Source organism: Levilactobacillus acidifarinae DSM 19394 = JCM 15949, assembly GCF_001434835.1.
Taxonomy (GTDB): domain Bacteria; phylum Bacillota; class Bacilli; order Lactobacillales; family Lactobacillaceae; genus Levilactobacillus; species Levilactobacillus acidifarinae.
Map to the genome: position 1 here is coordinate 374,115 of NZ_AZDV01000026.1, position 18,685 is coordinate 392,799.

The window sequence follows — 18,685 nt, forward strand, 5'->3', positions numbered from 1 at the left end:
ATGTTTCAACAGATGCAGTATTTTATTGCCATCGTTAAAAATCATAGTTTTACGCAGGCTGCGGTCGATTGTCACATTTCCCAATCCGCCATTTCCCAACAAATGAAGGAACTAGAAAACCGCCTGGGGGTTAAACTACTGGACCGACGGGGCCGTAGTTTTACGGTCACGGTAGCGGGGCAGTATTTTTACACCCACAGCCAAGCTATCTTAGCCGACGTCACCCAACTCGTTGACCAAACAGTCAAGATGGCGCAACCGGACACCGTCGAGTTACGCGTCGGGTACCTGCGGAGCTTTGGGACGACTGAATTCTTACAGACGGTGGCACAATTCTCTAAGGAATTTCCCCAAGTTAAAGTCAAAATCACGAGTGGGAGTCATGAAGATCTCTACGAGTTGTTAAGAACCAATCAGGTTGAGTTGAATTTCTCTGATCAACGACGCGCCTTGTCTAACGAGTACCATAACGAATTTCTAACGGACAGTGATTTTATGGTGGCGGTCAACCAAGGCTTGCCCGTGGCCACCGACCAGATTGAAAGCAAGGCCCTCACCGATTTACCGTGTATTTTAATTGTAGATGATCACCAACAGGCCCTAACCGAAGAGGCCTACTACCGAGAAGTGCTGGGGGTCCAGGGGGAGTTTGTCCAGGCTAAAAATTACGACGACGCCCAAATGCTGATTGCGGCGAACCAGGGCTACCTCATCACTAACCGCCGCACGCAATCCCAATTGGACCACGATATTGTTCGCCTGATTCCGCTAGTTAAAGGGGGCCGTCAGTTGCGACAACAGTACTACGCCTACTGGAAAGCCGACAACTCGGGCTACTACATCGAAAGCTTTGCGGAATTATTGAAACAGAATTTTGCATAAGCTGAGCTTATCTATCGGCGATGAATTCGGAATAGCTCCTAACCCGGAATTTCGTTATCATTCTTCTTGTAAACTAAACGGGAGCGTGAAAAGAACATGACGGATAAGGAAACGATCATTCAACTATACCGCGACGAAAATACGGCGATGGTTCAAAAAGACATCAGCCGGTTAAACGAAATTCTGACGGACGGGATGGCCCTGACCCACATGACGGGTTACGTTCAACCTAAGTTCGAGTGGATCGATCAAATTCAAAACGGTGAGATGCAGTATTTCTCTTCCCAAGAAGAGGCCATCCAGGACGTCCAAATCGACGGCGATCAAGCCAGCCTCGTTGGTCAAAATCGAGTCCAAGCCAAAATTTGGGGTGGCGGGATCAACACCTGGCCACTCCAGATGCAAATGTTTTACCACAAGCAGGCCGGTCAGTGGCGGATTACCCGTCAGGTCGCTAGTACGTACTAGGCTTAATCAATCAATTTGAGGCAATTCAACGTCACTTATTTTAAAGATAGATTTTAATTGGAGGAAAACAACATGGCAAAACAAACTTGGTTAATTACGGGTGTTAGTAGTGGGTTCGGTCGTTCGATGACGACTCAATTGTTGGAAGCGGGCAACACGGTGATTGGGACCGTCCGGAATACGACCAAGGTACAAGACTTAGTCGACGACTATCCCGACACCTTCATCTGTGAGACGTTAGACGTCACGGACGTTCCCGCGATTCACCAGTTAGTGGACCAATTGGCGGCGACCCACACCATCGACGTCTTAGTCAACAACGCGGGGTACGGCTTGTTCGGGGCCGCGGAAGAATTAGGCGACCAAGACGTTGACAAAATCATTGCCACGGACCTCACCGGTTCCATCCAGATGATTCGTTCCGTCCTCCCGCACATGCGCGAACAGGGGCACGGCCGGATCATTCAAATTTCCTCGTACGGTGGTCAGGTGGCTTATCCCGGTAACTCCATGTACCATGCCGCTAAATTCGGGATCGAAGGTTTCTGCGAATCCGTGGCTCAAGAAGTCGCACCATTTAACATTGGCGTGACGATTGTGGAACCCGGTGGGGCGCGGACCGAATTCCGGTACGGCAGTGCCCAAGTGGCCAACCTGATGCCGGCTTACGACGACAATCCCGCGCACGCCTTCTTGGCGATGCTGGACCCAGCTAACGGACTCGCCCCTGGCGACCCTAACCGGATGGCTGCGCGGATTATCGAAAGTGTCGATCAGACGCCGGCACCATTACACATGGTGCTAGGGTCAGACGCTCTCGCCAAGACCATCGCGCGGTTACAGGACCGCGTCGCAGAATACCAAGCTGAAACCGACTTAGCCGCCTCAACGGACTTCCCAGCCGGGGAATAGGCTAGAAAACGACCATCCCCATGCTTCATGATGGTCGTTTTTATGAAGAATCTAAGGTCAATTTGACCGTTACGCAGCGGGAGCGCTTAACGCACGACCCGTGCTGATGCACTTTATTAAAAAGGAGATATGGCTGATGGCAGCTAAAACACTCATTATTTACTATTCATGGTCCGGCACGACTAAACGCGCCGCACAAGCCCTTGCCAATCAGGTGGACGCAGATGTCGTGGAACTCACCGTTGCGCCGCAGACCTTTTCCAGCGATATGTTTGCGACCTCGGACGTTGCGAAAACCCAGCTACGTACCGGAGATTTACCGACGCTAACTAGCGCGTTACCTGATTTTGACCAGTACACCACGATTCTGGTTGGCGGTCCCGTCTGGAGTTCAATGGTCGCCACACCAGTTCGCAGTTTGTTAACAAAGTTAGCCATGTACACCGGCACCGTCGCCCCGTTTTACACTGATGCGGGGACCGCTGGTGATTACGAACAAGACTTTGCCGGCTTGATCCCCCAAGTCACCGTTAAATCCGGCTTAGAAGTCAACGGTCAATCTGCCGACCAGTTAACCGCTTGGATTCAGACCGTTATGGGGTAGCGATTGAGTCGAAACTCAAAGCTAAGTTGCTAGTCCTGTTACTAAAATCATTCAAAAAGTGAGGTCATCAATTATGCCGAATGAAACTGCACAATCTAATCACAATCATCTATTTCCTAACCACGTTTCCACGTTAAAGGTCACGGACCCTGAGTTTATTGACCTGTTCGATAACTTCGCCTTTGATGAAGTCCTACAACACAGTCATTTATCTGACCAATTACGGCTAAAGGTCACCTTAGCCTCCTTAATCGCGGTTCAAAGCCTGAACGAATACAAGGTCATGCTGGGCGCGGCCCTCACGATTGGCGTCACGCCGGTTGAAATCAAGGAGATCGTTTACCAAGCGGTGCCTTACGCCGGCTTAGCCAAGGTCTTCGACTTCTTGAACGCCACCAACGACGTGTTTAAGGAACGCCACATCCAGGTACCGGTTGACCCGCAGAGCACGACGACCCCCGCAAATCGTTATGAGAAGGGACTCGAAACGGTGCGCGGAATCGCCGGGGATGCGGTCGACCAGATGCTAACGACCGCCCCAGAGAACCAAAAGCAATTTGCCACGTTCTTAGCGGATAACTGTTTCGGTGACTATTACACGCGTCAGGGTCTGGACGTAGCGACCCGTGAACTATTGACGTTCGCCATGCTGATTTCGATGGGTGGCGCAGATCCTCAGGTTAAGGGCCACATCGCTAACAACGTCCGCGTCGGCAACGATAAGCAAAAGCTGCTGGATGTGGTCACCGTCTTGTTGCCGTTCATCGGTTACCCCCGGACGTTAACGGCTGTTAGCCTGTTGAACCAAGTCATCCCAGAAAAGTAGGGGCGTTTGCTAGTTCTTAGAACCTGTTGAGGGGGCACTTTAAATGAGTATTTTTGAAGACTTACGCGCCGGTCAGGTGATTGATATTCGGAATGTCCAGTATCAAAAGGAAGTCCATGGTGAAATTGACCGCTGTAACGATCTGTGCCACGAGATTAACGCCACCATGCCGAGTCAGCGGGACCGCATCGTAAAACTTGAAAACGACTTACTGCACGGTCAGATGCACGACGGCACCTTTTTCACGCCGCCGATGTTTATTGATTGTGGTAACCGGGTCAACCTGGGTAGGAACGTCTACGCCAACCATAACCTCACCATGATGTCCGTGGGCACCATCACCATTGACGATGGCGCCATGCTGGGACCGGGTGTGGGACTCTTCACGGATAACCACGAGCCCAACGATATTCGCAAGATCACCACCAAGGAAATTCACATCAAAAAGAACGCGTGGTTAGGTGCCCGGGTCAATGTGGCTCCCGGCGTCACCATTGGTGAGAACGCCATTATTGGCACCGGGGCGGTCGTGACCAAGGACATCCCCGATAACGCGGTGGCGGTCGGCGTCCCGGCCAAGGTGATTAAGTACAACAAATAAGCGTTAACCAGTAGTGGGACGGTCTCTGACACACTAGAGATCGTCCCAAGTATGAACGGAGGAACTCATCTTGAAAAACGTTTTAATTTTAGGAGCTAACGGCCAAATCGCCCAAATCGTGGAGCAACGGCTCTTGGCCGAACAACCCGATGTGGCACTCACCCTATTCTTGCGGCACAGTGACCGTCTGCAACAACTGGCGGCTAACCCGCAGGTCACCCTGATTGACGGGGATCTTACCAACTTTGACCAGGTCAACGCCGCCATGCAGAACCAGGACGTGGTCTACGTTGCCATGGTCGATCACACGCCGAATAACGTTATCACCAACAATGTCATCCAGACTGCTAAGACCCAGGGCGTCACGCGGATCATCGAATCCAGTTTGTTGGGCTTGTACGACGAAGTGCCCGGTGAATACGGCCGGTGGAATCACGAAATGGTCAAGAGTGGTTTACCAGCGGCCATCCACGCGGATGAGTTGCTGGCGGCTTCCGGCATTGACTACACCACGTTGCGCTTTCCCTGGTTAAATGACCGCAACGAGGTCAAGTATGACCTGACCCATCGCCATGACGCCTACGTGGGCGTTTCCGGTTCACGGCAGAGCATGGCCGATGTGATTGTTAAAATCATTGCCGACCCAACGTATCTGAAGAACGATAGTGTGGGCATTGCCGATGCTGACACACAAGGGGAGACGCGGCCCGTTTATTAAAGACTTAGCATCAGGTACACATTACGAAGACCAGAAAGAGGGACATAAAATTGTCACAAGATGTTAAAGCATTACAAGCCAAAACCAAACATGGTCCAGGCGGGCATTGCGCAGCTTGATCGGCTAGATTTAGAACCGGCAGTGAAGGATTTAGTCCTGTATGACCTCCAAGATCAGGTGCAAAATAATACGTTAGGGTCGTTCTTTAAACAGTGGAGCGGTGTCAGTCGGCATCAAGAAAAAATTACGGTTCTGCAAAGCGTTGATCAGCGCCGGGCGTTGATGGCCGCCTTCAATGAAGAACGGCGCTATTTACACTCACTGGCATTAACTCACCAAGTACCAAGCGATGAGATTTACGACCTGTATAGTGAGGTCCTGTTAGCCGAATCACTCGTATTAGATCCTAAAAATCGGCTCATTTAAAGGTCCTTACCGACTTTATCGTGAGTTGCTTCGTCATTTTTTTAGACTCCAAAGCGCTCGACCATTCAACGGAATGGTGGGCGTTTTTTTTGAGTTTTGCCCCGTTTAAAACCACAGACTATTTCAGAGGCTTAATCGTTGGCAACCATTTTTACCCGTTTTATAATAATGTTACTTACAAGCGACTCACATCACTGCGTCGCCCGCGTTGTTTAAGCTTAACCCGTGATAAAGGAGGACGTTGCATTCATGACCCAAGACTTGTTTACGGACGGCGCCATTAACATTCAGGGTGCCCGGGAAAATAATCTGAAGAATGTGGATCTATCGATTCCAAAGCATCAAACCACCGTATTTGTTGGCTTATCCGGTGCCGGTAAATCATCCCTGGTCTTTGATACGCTGGCGGCCGTTTCCCGCAGAGAACTGAACGAAACGTTTCCGAGCTTTACGCAACAGTACTTACCCAAGTATGGACAACCCGATTTCGACCGAATCGATCATTTACCGGTCGCCATCGTCGTGGAACAAAAGCCCATTGGCCGCAATTCACGGTCCACTTTAGCCACCTACACTGGCATCTACTCCGTCCTGCGGTTACTGTTTTCCCGGGTCGGCAAGCCCTGGGTTGGGTATTCCGAGTGGTTCTCCTTTAATTTACCCCAGGGGATGTGTCCGAACTGCCAGGGACTGGGGTTCGTGGACGACGTGGACGAACGTCAACTTATTGACCCGGATAAATCGCTGAACGAGGGCGCCATGACCTTTGCGGGCTTTCAACCGGGAACCTGGCGCTGGAACGAATACGGGCATAGTGGGTTGTTTGACCTAGATAAAAAAATCAAAGACTATTCACCAGCAGAGTACGACTTATTCATGCATGCGCCCCAACAAAAATTAAAGAATCCCCCGGTGGAGTGGGGACGCACGGCCCTGTACGAAGGCTTGGTTCCCCGAATGATGCGGTCGGTCATTCACAGTGCCTCCGGTCGACATCATCAGGCAGCTTTAGCGAAGATCGTGACGCGCAAACCGTGCCCCGTCTGCCACGGCACCCGGTTAAATCCAGCGGCTTTAAAGGGGCGAATCCAAGGTAAAAACATTGCCGAGGTTGGCGCCATGGACTTGGTCAACGTGATTAGCTTCTTAGATCAGATTACCGACCCAGTTGCGACCGGGATGGTCCGCGAGTTACGTGGGAAGGTCCAAGCCCTCATCGATATCGGTCTGGGCTACCTCTCCTTAGACCGGGGCACCGATACCCTTTCCGGTGGGGAGGCCCAACGCATCAAAATTGCCAAATACCTGACCAGTTCCTTATCCGACCTGGTGTATATTTTAGACGAGCCCAGTGTGGGCTTACACCCCCATGACATTCAGCTCATCACGAAGTCACTCGCGAAGTTAAAGGCTCACGGCAACACCATTGTCCTGGTGGACCATAACCCGGCCATCATTCAATCGGCCGATTACGTGGTTGAAATCGGCCCTCAAGCAGGTAAGGCGGGTGGTCAGGTCACCTTTACGGGCACCTATTCAGCCCTACTGAAGTCGGATACGATTACTGGTAAGATGTTGCGGACGCCAACGACGTTCCGGGCCCCGCGGCAGTCGCAAAGTTGGCTTAACGTAGACCACGTCACGGCCCACAACCTCCACCAGGTTGACGCCAAGATTCCAGAACACGTCATGACCGTGGTATCCGGTCCGGCCGGAGCCGGTAAAAGTACGTTGGTTGCCGCCGTTAAACAGCGCGTGGCCAATCGAGACTACATTGACCTCAGTCAGGACGCTGTGGGCATTAACATTCGCTCAACGCCCGCCACGTATTTACACTTGATGAATCCTTTACGGAAGTTGTTTAGTGAGGCCAACGGTGGCGTGTCACCCCAACTCTTTAGCTACAACGGTAAGGGCGCTTGTCCGCGATGCAAGGGTAAGGGGGTGACCATCACTGAGATGGCCTTCATGGACCCGGTCGTACAAGTTTGCGAGCTCTGTGGGGGTAAGCGTTACAGTCAAGAAGCCTTGCAGTATCAGTACCACGGTCAAGACATTGCGGCCGTCCTGGACCTGTCGATTCAAGAGGCGTTCGACTTTTTCGCGGACGTTCCCGCTATCGCCAAAAAGTTGGCATTGTTGAATCAGGTCGGGCTCGGGTATTTAAGCCTTAACCAGGCCATGACCACCTTATCGGGTGGCGAGGTTCAACGGGTTAAATTGGCGATGGAACTGGACCATACCGGGAATATCTATTTCCTAGATGAGCCCACCACTGGGTTGCATCTAAACGATACCCAGAGGCTCATTCGATTATTTGAAGACCTGGTCGCTAAGGGCAACACCCTAATTTTGATTGAACATAACCTAGCCGTCATTAGTCAGGCGGATTGGTTAATTGATATGGGGCCCGATGCCGGGAAATATGGTGGACGGGTCTGTTATGAAGGTACCCCGCAGGGCAGTCTAACGTGTCCTGATTCGCGAACCGGGATGGCCTTAAAACAAAGTCTTACTCAACGGGGATAGTGAATCCGTCCTCAATTAAGCTAAACCTTTGTGGACCAGCAGCTCTTCATCAGTTGCTGGTCCACTTTTAAATTCTCTAAGAACCGATCGGAACGAACGCCACAGGCCATTAGTTTGGCCCGAGATTAGGCTTGTCAGGTGTAACCGGTTACGCGATAATGAGAACAGCACACTGACCTGAAAGGATGTTACCTCATGGAAATCACGTTTAACGAAAGCTTCGCTAATAATCTCGCCCAAGCCCTGCACCAACCCGTCATTGGCGTGCCCTTAGACCTTCAACTGGGGGACCTTCATCGGTTTGAAAACGCCCACGCGTCCTTTTGGACCTTAAAGGCCCGCTACGACCAAGACCAGACGAACCCGGACTATTTTAGCACCAGCACCCAAAAAATTGAGGAAGTTCAAGCGGCTATTGTGGCAGGGGAACCGCTGCGCGTCTGGTGGAGTGAAACGCCCGACGATTTGAGCGGTTTTTACTGGTTATGCGACCAGCTAAAGGGGCACCTCAATCAATTGTCCCAGGTCAAGGTGCCCATGACGGCGCCCAAGATCGGTGAAACCTTAGGCTTTCGGGAATGGGCGAACCTTGGCGAAATTGGCGTTGACGAGATTCCCCAATATTTACCCACCACTAAGGACGTGTCGTTAGCCGACCGCCAAGTCTACGAGTACGTTTGGGCCAATCTGTTGGCGGAGAATGCCCCGGTCAGAGCCACGGTTAACGGCCATCTGATTGGCGTTGACGAAGCCTTCTATGACGGTCTGTTGGTGATCCCAGCCGGCCAGAAGTGGTCACCCATTCGGATCGTGGGCGAAACGTTGGGGCAGTATCCAATTGGGGTTCCCGACTGGTGGTACCTGTATCGGTTGGACCAACTGTCGCGCTAAGGTAACGTTTTATAATTTTAGAAAACCGGTAGGCCCTTAAGCAGAGGGGCCTACCGGTTTTAATTACTGCATAGAAAAAGCGGGGATAATCCGAAAACTTAATGTCCGTTCTGCGGACTTAAGGATATGGGGTCCTTGAGCGCCAACCTCGGGGGTGCTGATTAAATGGAAAACGCGACAATTTAACGAAATTAGCCAACCCAGCTTTATAAAAACGGTATACTGATGGTCGACTAGTCAGAAAGGATCGGTGATTGCTTATCGCCATGACCATGCAACCAGAATTAAAGCACCTGTTAACGGCCGTTAATTTGGGCCACAGTCGCGACCATCCACTGGCCGGCTGGTTCATCTTAACGATTCTTTACGGGGACCACACCGGCGAACCCCAAACCTTTAACTATCTCAGTCAACACTACAACGCTAATTATTTGGATGCCGACGAGAAGCCCCTCACGGACGCGATTTTAAAAAACGTCTTGAGTGAACTCAGCGAAACGGCGCGGCTCATCGAAGTGTCCCCACGGAAGGTCCGCGTGAAGATGAAGAGTGGGGCCTTTCACTTGCAGCAAGCTCCCGTGTACCGCATTACCAGTCAGGGGATCGAGTACCTAACGTTGATGCCCAAGGTCTTGGACGCCGAAAGCACCGTTACGGCCAACATCGCCCGGATTGACGAATATTGTGCTTTGGTTCAGCAGTTAGGCCAACCCAGCCAGGATAGTACGTCGACCCGGCTATATAACAACTTCAATAACCTCTTATCGGCCTACGCCGACGTGATGAAGGGGATGCACAAGCTTGACGAGGACTTAGACGATCTCGCCAACGATTTGGCCTTTAATCACGGTAGCGACGCCGCGCAACACCTCCAACAAATGCTGCATCACAAGGCCATCCCCGCGTTTGAACGCCTGATGGCCCAAGGACCTTTACTGCAGGCCATGGCGAACTCAACCACGTTTTTCGAACAGGTCGCCCGCAGTCGCCAAGGGCAAGATAGCCTAGAGGTCAACCGCGCGCTTGACGACCAGACGGCACTCACCTTACAACTGCAACAAGATTACCAATACGTCCAGACTCACTTACAACGACTCTCGGCGAGTTTTGAACCTACCGCCAGTGCTATCGACAGTAGCTATGACTCGATTTATACAGTGTTTCAAACGATTCTTAGCGCGATTCAACTTCTGGGACGGGCGTACGACCACATTCAGGATCAAACCATCGACATCCGGGAGTTGTCCGGCCAAATCGACGACTTGCTGGCCCACTATGACACCCTCACGATTCCGCGGGCAATTCCGAAACATTTGGCGCAAGACCGGTTAGTTTCCGATACGACGGACCTGTTAAACGCGACAACGATGGGGCCGGTCAAGTACCTGGCCACTCGTCAACAGCGTATTATCGCTACGGCCGCGGATAATCCTACGGTGGTCTCAGCCGACGTGACTGACGACCATCGCCAACGCGGGTTAGCCGAATTTCAACGGTTGGTGATGACCGACGCCACCCCCGGTAGGGTCGACCACGACCTGGAGTTACAAACGGTTCTGGCCCGTGACGAGATTGTCCGCTTATACAGTGCCACCGGCTACGATCATTATCAAAGCTTCGCGCCGTTTGGGCGGCCGGTAACGGCGGTGACCGCCTTACCCGATAGTCAGCCCGTCTGGCTGCATTACGCCGGGGAAGCCTTCAGCGTTCAATTACCCAGTGGCTTTACCATTACTTTTGACAGTCAGGAGGTTGCAGACTAATGGTAACCCATTTACGCGGAACCGAACGAACCATTGTGAATCAACTCATTGACCGCAACCTTTTTACCAGTACTTTAACTGCCCAAACAACGAAAGCGACAGCCGATGCCGTTAAAGCGTTGAAGAGGACCGTTGTCCAGCAACACGTGAACCATTTCCTGCAAGAATTAGTCGGTACCATCCCGGAGAACTATCAGGAAAACCTGGTCTGGCTGGTGGGGCCGCCCAGAGAAGACGCCGAAACGGTCCATATTTTGTTAGCCACTTTAAAAGCGGTCATTAACGTCCCAGAATTGCAGGGGAACCGTGCCGATCGGTCCGTCTTAACGCAAACCATCGTGCGGCAGGTCCACAGCGAAGTGCCCCAATTAGCTGAACGGGAAATCCACCGTCAAATCACCCAGTTGTTTGTCGAACGTTTCCAATTGTTTACCCCGGATATGCCGGAGTATGTGCCCAGCAATCAGGACCAAGAGGTGATCGAATACTGGAACGTTGATCCCGATTTTAACCGCATCGCCCAAGCCCTCGTGACCCACCTGTTAGCCAAACAGGAGACGCCACCGCTAACGGCCCTGCAGCGCCTTAATCGAGCGTTACTGATCAAACGGTCGCTGAATCGAACGACCACGTCCTCACAGCTCTGGCAAACGCTACAGGCACATCGAACCGAATTGGCGCAGCAGTGGGCCGAATTAGACCGCTTTGATTTGGAATGCGGGGATGATTACGCCCTATTATTGGACCGGACCCGCACGCCTAGCCGGGCGAAACCCACGGTGGTGGCCATTGCCGTTGCCAGACAAATTGGCGAGGTGGGGTTACCCGCGGCCAAGTTAATGTCTAAGATCAAGCAGGTCACCGCCGTTTTGTTTCCCGATGCGGCCATCAGTCCCACGCTCGTCAAACAAGCCTTAACAGAGTTAGGCTTAGTGACCGTTCGGGACGCGTTTATTGTCGCTACGCCCATCGCGCAACGTTTCTTAGCCAAAACCACATCCGAGGAGGAATCCCATTATGAGTAAGCTGACCACGTTACGTCCCGTTAGTTTTCATCTCCGCAACTTTAATAAATACCCTAAGTTAGACCTGGTCGCCTCTAAACGGGGAAACCTCACGTTAGTCGGGGAAAACGCCGTGGGGAAGACCACGTTAGCCAACTGCTTTTTCCCGATGCTGATCGACGGGTCGATCGCCACACCGTCTTTTAATCCCGCCAAGGGGACCGACCGGCTGGATAAAACGGGCAGTGCCCGGAACAGTTCGCGCGAATCTCGGAATTTTGACAGCATGTTACTGGGCTGGGGCAGCGGTGCCATGAAGGTCCGCACCGGGTATAGTTACATGGTGCTAGCATCAGCGACCCGGCAAATCGTCCTGGGCTTAGGGGCGCACCGTACAGTCGGGGAACGCCGGAAGCCAACCTGGTGGTTTGTTGCCAGCGTTCCGGTAGCGCAGGCCCCCATTCAAGTGGTGACTACCGACGCTGAGGGGCATAGCTTGGAAAAGGACGCCTTTATTGCCGCCAATCAACGACTCGGTCAGGACTTCAAGGTGTTCACTCAGGTAGAAGGTTATCGTAACTATGCGGCCGAACACGTTTACGGCTTTACGCGCATTGAGAATCTCAACCAGTTGGCCACGGCTTACCGGCTCCTGGCCTCCCCAATCTTAACGGCTGGTAATGCCCGCTTTACCCCGATTCAAAACGCCCTGAAGAACGCCCAGGAGGGCATCGATCGGCAGGTCATCGAAAACGTTGCGGCGACCCAGCGAGAACTTAACCAGATGAACGGGTTGCACGAACGCATCGTCCGGGCCCAGGACCGGCTCAATCGCCTAAAAAAGGAAATCTTTTGGCGGAACTTGAACCGGTTTAAAGAGGTGGTCCTGACGCCGTATACCGCTACCAGTCAGCAACTCGACCAGCTCAAACAGGCCCAAACGACCGAACAACGGGGCCTCACCGCGGCGCAACAAACACTAACGCAGCTGAAACCGCTCTTGGAACAGGCAGAAAGTGCGGTCGGCCAGTACGTTCGGGAGAAGGCCGTTCAAGAAGACCTGAAGGCACGCCGGAAGGGCCTAAAAAATGAAATCAGCTTATTAACGGACCGACTCATGCGGTATCAACGACTGGAACAGCAACTCGTCCAGCAACAACAAGTCTTAGCCGAGTTTACACAACAACAAGCGGCTATCACCCACCGGCAAGCTACCTTACGTCAAGAACAATTACGGCCCCTCCAGGCGCAGTTAGCAGCCAAAACGGCGGGGATGCCAATACTACTAGACGTGATGACGGCGACCGACACCGCCGAACTAAGTCGGGCCCTGAAACACTACCTGCGCAAGATGGACCGGTTGATCACGCAGATCCATGAGATTCAAACCAGCCAGCAACACGTTAACGAAGACGTTAAGATTGTCACGGAGATGCGCCACGACCTAGACGGGCGCATCGATCAACGGGTACAGAATCCCGTGTTTGGTCGGTTTCGTGAGGGCCTACACACGGATAACCTGACCGTCCATAAGGCTGGGGCAACCAAGATGAGCGACCGGTTCAACCAACTGGAACAGCAACGCGTCGCCTTGATTCACGAGAACCCCGACTTAAAGGCCTATTTAACCGATGACCAATTATTGGGAACCCTTAAAACGGCGGCCCACACGCTAAGCGACCTGGTCACCCAGTTTGCCAAGCTTCAACAGCAACTTGACCAGCTGACCATTCAACTGGAAAACGCGCAGCAGCAGGTCACGGCGACTAAAACCGTGTTAACCACGGACTTTGCTGACTTTGACGTGACCGTCGCACAGGCGCAGGTGACCCAACTTCAAGCCCAACTGGAGCAGCTCATTTTAGATCCCCAAATCGATGATAAACTGGCGGAAGCTCAGTCGGCCGTGCAAAAGTATCGCCACCAGGAACAAAAAGTCGGTACCCAGCAGACAACGCACCAAGCCAACCTGGCGTCGATTGCGACCCAACGGCAAACGGTTACTCAGCAATTAGACCAGTTAGGCCAGGCCGGCCACGCGGGGCTACACGATTTGGCCCCATATTTTCCTGCCGACGTCATACTGAACGACTTGACTGCTGCCTTAGCGTTTACGCATAGCCACGGCAGCGAATTACGGAATCACGGGTATAGCGAATTAACCGATCGGATTGGTCGGCTGATCCACCACAATGACGAGAACGGTCTCGACCGGTATGCGTTGGACACCATTTTTGAAGAACGAGGGCATCCCGCAATTGCCAGTGCCATGCGCCAGCAACGGGCCGTTCCGTTAGGTGACTTAGGGTTTCGGGTGGTGGCGTTTGACCTTCATCAGGCCCAGACTCTCCTGGCGGCCGATGAAGCTGCCGTGGCCAACGCCTTAAGTCAATCGGCTTCGGGCAACGATATTGCGCAGAAGACCTATCTTGGTGCCGCCATTCACCAGATTGCGGACCAGTATCGCTTAATTACCAGTTACAACGAGATATTGGCTAAAGGGACTCAAAGCGACCAGGAAATCAGGCTCAAAGTTTCCTTGGCACCGGTCGACGTCGACCAGCAAGTGATCGACGAGGCCTGTGATGCACACTTAACGGATCGTCCCGCACTGTTAGCCGAGATTCAGCGTCGGCTCGAGCGGTTAGCCAACGAGGTAGCCGTTGATAACGACGACGCGAAATTCATGGACGAGGCCTACCAATTACTCGATATCCGGCAATGGTCGGCGTTTAAGATCTGGATTCACCGGCGTCAAAGTCCTGCTGATGATTTTGAAGAGGTCGACGATAAGTTTGTTCAATCCGGCGGCTCCGGGGCGGAAAAAGCGCAGGCCATGGTCCTACCGCTACTGTTGGTCCCCAAGATGATTCTGCAACGGTCCCGGCAAGCCGATGTGCCGCACCTGGTGATGTTTGACGAATTCGCCGATAAGCTCGATCCCGAAACCGCCAAGTCGTTCGCGCGGACCATTGACCATTTCGGGTTCAACTTTATTGCGACTATGCCCAGTGGGGCGCAAAATAAGGTCTTAGCGGACGGGGTCGAAAATATCGCGTACGACGTGTTGGCACCCACCCAGAAAAACGACGGCCAGTTCCATCCCAACGTGGTCCGACCAGCCTTGATTTGGCAGGCCAAGCCCGATGATTGATTACCCAACGGCTTACCAGCAAGCGACCGGTCAACCGGCACCGCCCGCCGCCACAAACCTCACGCCTTTGTTTGCGGCGATTGCGGCGAATCAGAAACTACCACCCCGGGGACAGCAAAGTGTCGACGCCGGGTTCACGGCCCATACGTTAAGCGATCCCCGGGAAAATCCGGCTGTTTATCGCTACTATCAGTGGGTCCTGACTAACTGTCTTACTGCTCATCCCGTCCGCGAACTCACCGCCCAGTTGGTGGGAACCGCCTTCGTCAGTGCGAACGTTTTTCAGACCAACTTGCCCCAACCGGTCACGCTAAATCCCTGGCAGGTCGCAGCGATGGCGACCATTCCCCTCATGGCCCCCAAGGCCGTGATCCTCGAAAATAACGGGGTGTTCGTCTGGCTTCATCACCGGCATCCCGCGTGGCCATTGATCGACCAGGCGGGGAATAACTTTAACGCCGCGTATTGTCAGCTCTTGCCCCAGTTGGTTGCACGGGGCTTAACCGTCACGTATCTGGGAGACTTAGATAGTCCCGGCATTCAGATTGCCGACCGGGTCCAAAGCTTGTTGCCGCAGGTGGCGGCTAAGGACCTGTTCTCCCTCCAATCCCCCCAGCAGGTGGTTGAATGGCTGACGCTGTACGGCGAGGGACGGGTGGACGCTCGGCGTACCCGGCAGGTTACCGTGCAAACTCCTTTACTGCGTGAAGAACTGTTAGCGATTCACACTCTGGGTAACTTTGTAGAACAGGAACAGCTAATTGCGGCGTACGAGGTGAAAATTGAGCGGTGGTTGAACGAATAAGGGGGGAACTTTTTCTAGGCAGAACGGTATAGTGATGAGTAATTGGTCAATCACTAATTTAAAACAAGTCCAAAATAGACGACAAATACTGGAGTTAACATCCAATAATTTGTCGTCTATTTTAACTTTGGATGGTCGTCTACGCTTTCAGTAATCACTTCTGATTTTGGATGGTATGTTCCTTTTAGAAAAAATCACCAAATTAATTCGTTACGCTTAGCAAACGCTTTCTAAAATGCAACAACAAATCCATGTCGTTTATCCAACATTTACCTGGTTTTTTTACAAATAAATTACCCAATTATAACCCTCTGATGACTTAGTAAACTTGCACGTGTTAATTTGTTATAATAACTTTGTATTAAGCTATTAATACAGATAAGGGGAGATATACTTATGCAATCACGTTTAGCTAAATCATTATACCTGGGCTTAGCCGCTTTGAGTTTCGGAGCTGTTGCTTCAGTTTCGACCACGGCCAGCGCTAAGAGCAAGGCTTATGTAGTTTCCAATACGACGATGACGAGCGATCCAACTACTCGAAACGTCGCATTGACGGGGAGTAACGCAATCTACACCAAGCCAGGAACCGCTGCTGGTGCCCGGGTTGTGGCTTCCAAGTATACGGCTGGTAACTTGGCGAACTCCAAAAATTCCGCCTACTACTTCCGGGCTTACCGGATCGTGAAGACCAACCGGGGGTCCATCTACTACAAGGTGGTGTCCATGAGTGGCCAATACCGTGGGTACATCTACGGTGGGAAGACCGCTAATGAATACGCTGGTGGGGTTCAAGCCGCCAACACCATGACCGACGCCAAATTACCAGCAACCACCACGGCCACGTTTGCTAACCCAGGAACCAAGAACGTTACCTGGGCAGCGCCAAAGTACGCGCAATATAAGTCCACGAAGATGGTCAAGAGCACCGTGCCTTACGCTAAGGACACGCTAAAGATCACCAAGGCCGCCACTAAGACCCGCGAAGGCTGGTTGTACTACTACGTGGAAGACGCCCAAAACCCTAACGTTAACGGGTGGATCTACGCGGATGCCTTGAAGATTGCCGACGCCAACACCATCGATGCCAAGGACGGTATCACGTTGAACTTCGTCGACAAAGCCACTGGTTCCGCCATTTCTAGCAAGGTCGTAGCGATGCCTAAGGGGACCACTAACTCGGTCACCAACTACCAAGCGATTCAATTAGCCAACGCCAATATCCCAGCCGGCTACACTTACTCCCTCATGGGGTCAAGTTCGACGGTTGCTAAGGGCGGTTCCATCGTGGTTTACTTGATCAAGAACCCAACCAAGCTGATGAACATGACGGCCAAGGTCTACAATGCCGATGCCCCAGCTGATGCCCAAACTGTGCTGACTTCTGCCTGGAATTCAACGGCCAATCAAGATGCTTTAAAGAAGGATGACTTCTTTAGCCCAACTGAAGGCGCCATTGTGAAGGGAACCGATATTGACGCTCACCTGGCTAAGGCTAACTTGAAGGAATTCGTTGTTAAGACGGTCCCAACGGCCGACAACCTGGGTTCAGTTGCTTACCAGTTTAAGCTGGAAACACCCGTTGATACGGTGGCTAGTTCCAAGACCACGACCAGCATCTTCTACTCGGCAACTAAGGGAACGGTTAAGGCTTCCGTCAACAACGGGGCTTTCGTTCCTGATGCCAAGTAAGCTGATCTTAAACAAACTTAATTAAAAAATATCGGCTTTTTATCAACCGGTGTTGATGGGGGACTCAATTCATTGACGAATTGAGTCCTTTTTTCGACCTTTGATTTTGAATTCAGTCCGAAGTCGAGAAGGGAAGTGCTCTCGAGTAGCTGTTTGATATTGAAAATTTAAATCCATATGAAAAGTAGACAGAAAGAGTAGGGACTTTGGTTAAGGGAAATTTCTACACAAATCGACTAAAATTCGAATATTTTTATTTCTTCGCGTTTACATGCTTGCGCCAGTAGAGGTAGGTAAAGGAAGCTCAAAAAGAAAGGTGATTTAAAAAGGTCTTCAGTTATGAACGGTCATAACTTTGCTTTCCTTGAACAAAAAATTCAATTTTTCAAGTAAAGACTAGTCTTATTTATTAGTGTCTTTAAAATTCATATTTTAATGAAAGTAGTCGTGAAGAACTTACCACCGGCTGTACGGTGGCCCCGAATGAACTAGTTTCTGAATGGCATCAGCACGCGACCAATCATGGTTAGCTTAATCCGATGTTTGGTGCAATCTTGTTAGTTGTTGAATGTGCTTCTATCGCTGTTTTGACAGTGTTTATAGCTTGTCATGGTTGCAAAAACTAACAACTTTCTACCATAAATATGATATGTCATTTAACTGGATGAGCCATAGCTGACCATCAAGCCAATTATAAGTACTAGTTTTAAGTGATTTAGTCCGGTTTAAAGTTTACTTCAGCACCAATTTAATAAACGACCGACTTACTAATTTTAGCCTGACTGGCTGTTCACACAATCGACAATGTCACAACAACAACTAGTATCCTTAACACTGACTAGCACTCATGGATTCGTATTCACCAGGATGGCTGGTACAACAACTACTGCAAACCCAGTCAACACAGCGTTTCGATCAGTTTCCATAACAGACGTTGATCCTGACGACACGTTCGCATGTTAGATGGGTAGTTCTGCACCTAAATGCGTTCAGCAACGCCTAAGATTTTAATTGGCCTTAATGACTACTGACGGATTGGAGCCGGTGACCCAATCACGTGGTCCGACTTGTCACGTACGTTAGCCAAGCAGAATTAGAATTTTGCAACGACCTAACTGCAATATAAAATAATGACTGCTAACATGAAAAGTCAGTTGCACTTAGTCAAAGTAAAAAACAGTTGGAATCATCGCAAGAGGGATGACCCTAAATCAAGGCCTAAATTAACTTTCTTTTTCTACTTTACATAATATATATTATCAAAAGTAGAGTCTAAACCTAAAAATCAACCGTTATTTCTCCATTCTCAGCTAAGTTTGCCTTAACGCATCCGATGACCTAATTAGTTGCTAAGTTTGCTTTTAATGATTACCACTCCTTGCCAACCAAAATCCATTTGCAGCATCACTA

Annotated in this window: 15 protein-coding genes; all 15 read left to right on the forward strand. The window is 51.2% G+C overall.

The genetic code is table 11. The features are described from left to right. The 15 genes from FD25_RS09520 (at position 1) to FD25_RS14455 (ending at position 17,275) form a co-directional block, all read left to right on the forward strand. Positions 1-882 carry a LysR family transcriptional regulator gene (locus FD25_RS09520; protein ID WP_057803633.1) on the forward strand — a complete coding sequence of 294 codons (882 nt, stop codon included), beginning with the start codon at positions 1-3 and terminating at the stop codon, positions 880-882. Between the two features lie 96 nt (positions 883-978). Continuing rightward, entirely contained in the window at positions 979-1,350 is a 372-nt protein-coding gene (locus tag FD25_RS09525) for a nuclear transport factor 2 family protein (RefSeq protein ID WP_057803634.1), read from the forward strand. Between the two features lie 72 nt (positions 1,351-1,422). After that, positions 1,423-2,262 carry an SDR family oxidoreductase gene (locus tag FD25_RS09530; protein ID WP_057803637.1) on the forward strand — a complete coding sequence of 280 codons (840 nt, stop codon included), beginning with the start codon at positions 1,423-1,425 and terminating at the stop codon, positions 2,260-2,262. A 136-nt stretch (positions 2,263-2,398) separates the two neighbouring features. Beyond that, positions 2,399-2,866, forward strand: a complete 468-nt coding sequence (locus FD25_RS09535) for a flavodoxin (protein WP_057803639.1) — start codon at positions 2,399-2,401, stop codon at positions 2,864-2,866. 73 nt (positions 2,867-2,939) lie between these two features. Next, the gene (locus FD25_RS09540) at positions 2,940-3,692 is read left to right on the forward strand and encodes a carboxymuconolactone decarboxylase family protein (protein WP_057803641.1); all 753 of its coding nucleotides are present in this window, start codon (positions 2,940-2,942) and stop codon (positions 3,690-3,692) included. A 43-nt stretch (positions 3,693-3,735) separates the two neighbouring features. Then, complete coding sequence (locus tag FD25_RS09545) at positions 3,736-4,293, forward strand: LbetaH domain-containing protein (protein WP_057803643.1); 558 nt, start codon at positions 3,736-3,738, stop codon at positions 4,291-4,293. 70 nt (positions 4,294-4,363) lie between these two features. After that, a complete protein-coding gene (locus tag FD25_RS09550) occupies positions 4,364-5,011 on the forward strand; it encodes an NAD(P)H-binding protein (RefSeq protein ID WP_083484135.1) in 648 nt (215 codons plus the stop codon). Between the two features lie 60 nt (positions 5,012-5,071). Continuing rightward, entirely contained in the window at positions 5,072-5,437 is a 366-nt protein-coding gene (locus FD25_RS09555) for a hypothetical protein (RefSeq protein ID WP_057803646.1), read from the forward strand. A 249-nt stretch (positions 5,438-5,686) separates the two neighbouring features. Further along, positions 5,687-7,966, forward strand: a complete 2,280-nt coding sequence (locus FD25_RS09560) for an ATP-binding cassette domain-containing protein (RefSeq protein WP_057803649.1) — start codon at positions 5,687-5,689, stop codon at positions 7,964-7,966. Between the two features lie 195 nt (positions 7,967-8,161). Further along, the gene (locus FD25_RS09565) at positions 8,162-8,857 is read left to right on the forward strand and encodes a DUF3658 domain-containing protein (protein WP_057803652.1); all 696 of its coding nucleotides are present in this window, start codon (positions 8,162-8,164) and stop codon (positions 8,855-8,857) included. A 260-nt stretch (positions 8,858-9,117) separates the two neighbouring features. After that, positions 9,118-10,620: a hypothetical protein gene (locus FD25_RS09570; RefSeq protein WP_057804313.1), complete on the forward strand. Its 1,503-nt coding sequence runs from the start codon at positions 9,118-9,120 to the stop codon at positions 10,618-10,620. Continuing rightward, positions 10,620-11,645 carry a hypothetical protein gene (locus FD25_RS09575; RefSeq protein WP_057803653.1) on the forward strand — a complete coding sequence of 342 codons (1,026 nt, stop codon included), beginning with the start codon at positions 10,620-10,622 and terminating at the stop codon, positions 11,643-11,645. The genes FD25_RS09570 and FD25_RS09575 overlap by 1 nt, the downstream gene beginning before the upstream one ends. After that, positions 11,638-14,778, forward strand: a complete 3,141-nt coding sequence (locus FD25_RS14330) for an SbcC/MukB-like Walker B domain-containing protein (RefSeq protein WP_057803655.1) — start codon at positions 11,638-11,640, stop codon at positions 14,776-14,778. The genes FD25_RS09575 and FD25_RS14330 overlap by 8 nt, the downstream gene beginning before the upstream one ends. Then, a complete protein-coding gene (locus tag FD25_RS09585) occupies positions 14,771-15,583 on the forward strand; it encodes a DUF2399 domain-containing protein (RefSeq protein ID WP_057803657.1) in 813 nt (270 codons plus the stop codon). The genes FD25_RS14330 and FD25_RS09585 overlap by 8 nt, the downstream gene beginning before the upstream one ends. A 396-nt stretch (positions 15,584-15,979) precedes the next feature. Next, entirely contained in the window at positions 15,980-17,275 is a 1,296-nt protein-coding gene (locus FD25_RS14455) for a hypothetical protein (RefSeq protein WP_057803660.1), read from the forward strand. The last annotated feature ends 1,410 nt before the right edge of the window (positions 17,276-18,685 follow it).

What these genes read in the sequence shown, in the direction of transcription:
- FD25_RS09540 (WP_057803641.1), top strand. Translation starts at nt 2,940, where the DNA reads ATGCCGAATGAAACTGCACAATCTAATCACAATCATCTATTTCCTAAC.
- FD25_RS09560 (WP_057803649.1), top strand. Translation starts at nt 5,687, where the DNA reads ATGACCCAAGACTTGTTTACGGACGGCGCCATTAACATTCAGGGTGCC.
- FD25_RS09520 (WP_057803633.1), top strand. Translation starts at nt 1, where the DNA reads ATGTTTCAACAGATGCAGTATTTTATTGCCATCGTTAAAAATCATAGT.
- FD25_RS09565 (WP_057803652.1), top strand. Translation starts at nt 8,162, where the DNA reads ATGGAAATCACGTTTAACGAAAGCTTCGCTAATAATCTCGCCCAAGCC.
- FD25_RS14330 (WP_057803655.1), top strand. Translation starts at nt 11,638, where the DNA reads ATGAGTAAGCTGACCACGTTACGTCCCGTTAGTTTTCATCTCCGCAAC.
- FD25_RS09535 (WP_057803639.1), top strand. Translation starts at nt 2,399, where the DNA reads ATGGCAGCTAAAACACTCATTATTTACTATTCATGGTCCGGCACGACT.
- FD25_RS09585 (WP_057803657.1), top strand. Translation starts at nt 14,771, where the DNA reads ATGATTGATTACCCAACGGCTTACCAGCAAGCGACCGGTCAACCGGCA.
- FD25_RS09530 (WP_057803637.1), top strand. Translation starts at nt 1,423, where the DNA reads ATGGCAAAACAAACTTGGTTAATTACGGGTGTTAGTAGTGGGTTCGGT.
- FD25_RS09555 (WP_057803646.1), top strand. Translation starts at nt 5,072, where the DNA reads ATGTTAAAGCATTACAAGCCAAAACCAAACATGGTCCAGGCGGGCATT.
- FD25_RS14455 (WP_057803660.1), top strand. Translation starts at nt 15,980, where the DNA reads ATGCAATCACGTTTAGCTAAATCATTATACCTGGGCTTAGCCGCTTTG.
- FD25_RS09525 (WP_057803634.1), top strand. Translation starts at nt 979, where the DNA reads ATGACGGATAAGGAAACGATCATTCAACTATACCGCGACGAAAATACG.
- FD25_RS09575 (WP_057803653.1), top strand. Translation starts at nt 10,620, where the DNA reads ATGGTAACCCATTTACGCGGAACCGAACGAACCATTGTGAATCAACTC.
- FD25_RS09545 (WP_057803643.1), top strand. Translation starts at nt 3,736, where the DNA reads ATGAGTATTTTTGAAGACTTACGCGCCGGTCAGGTGATTGATATTCGG.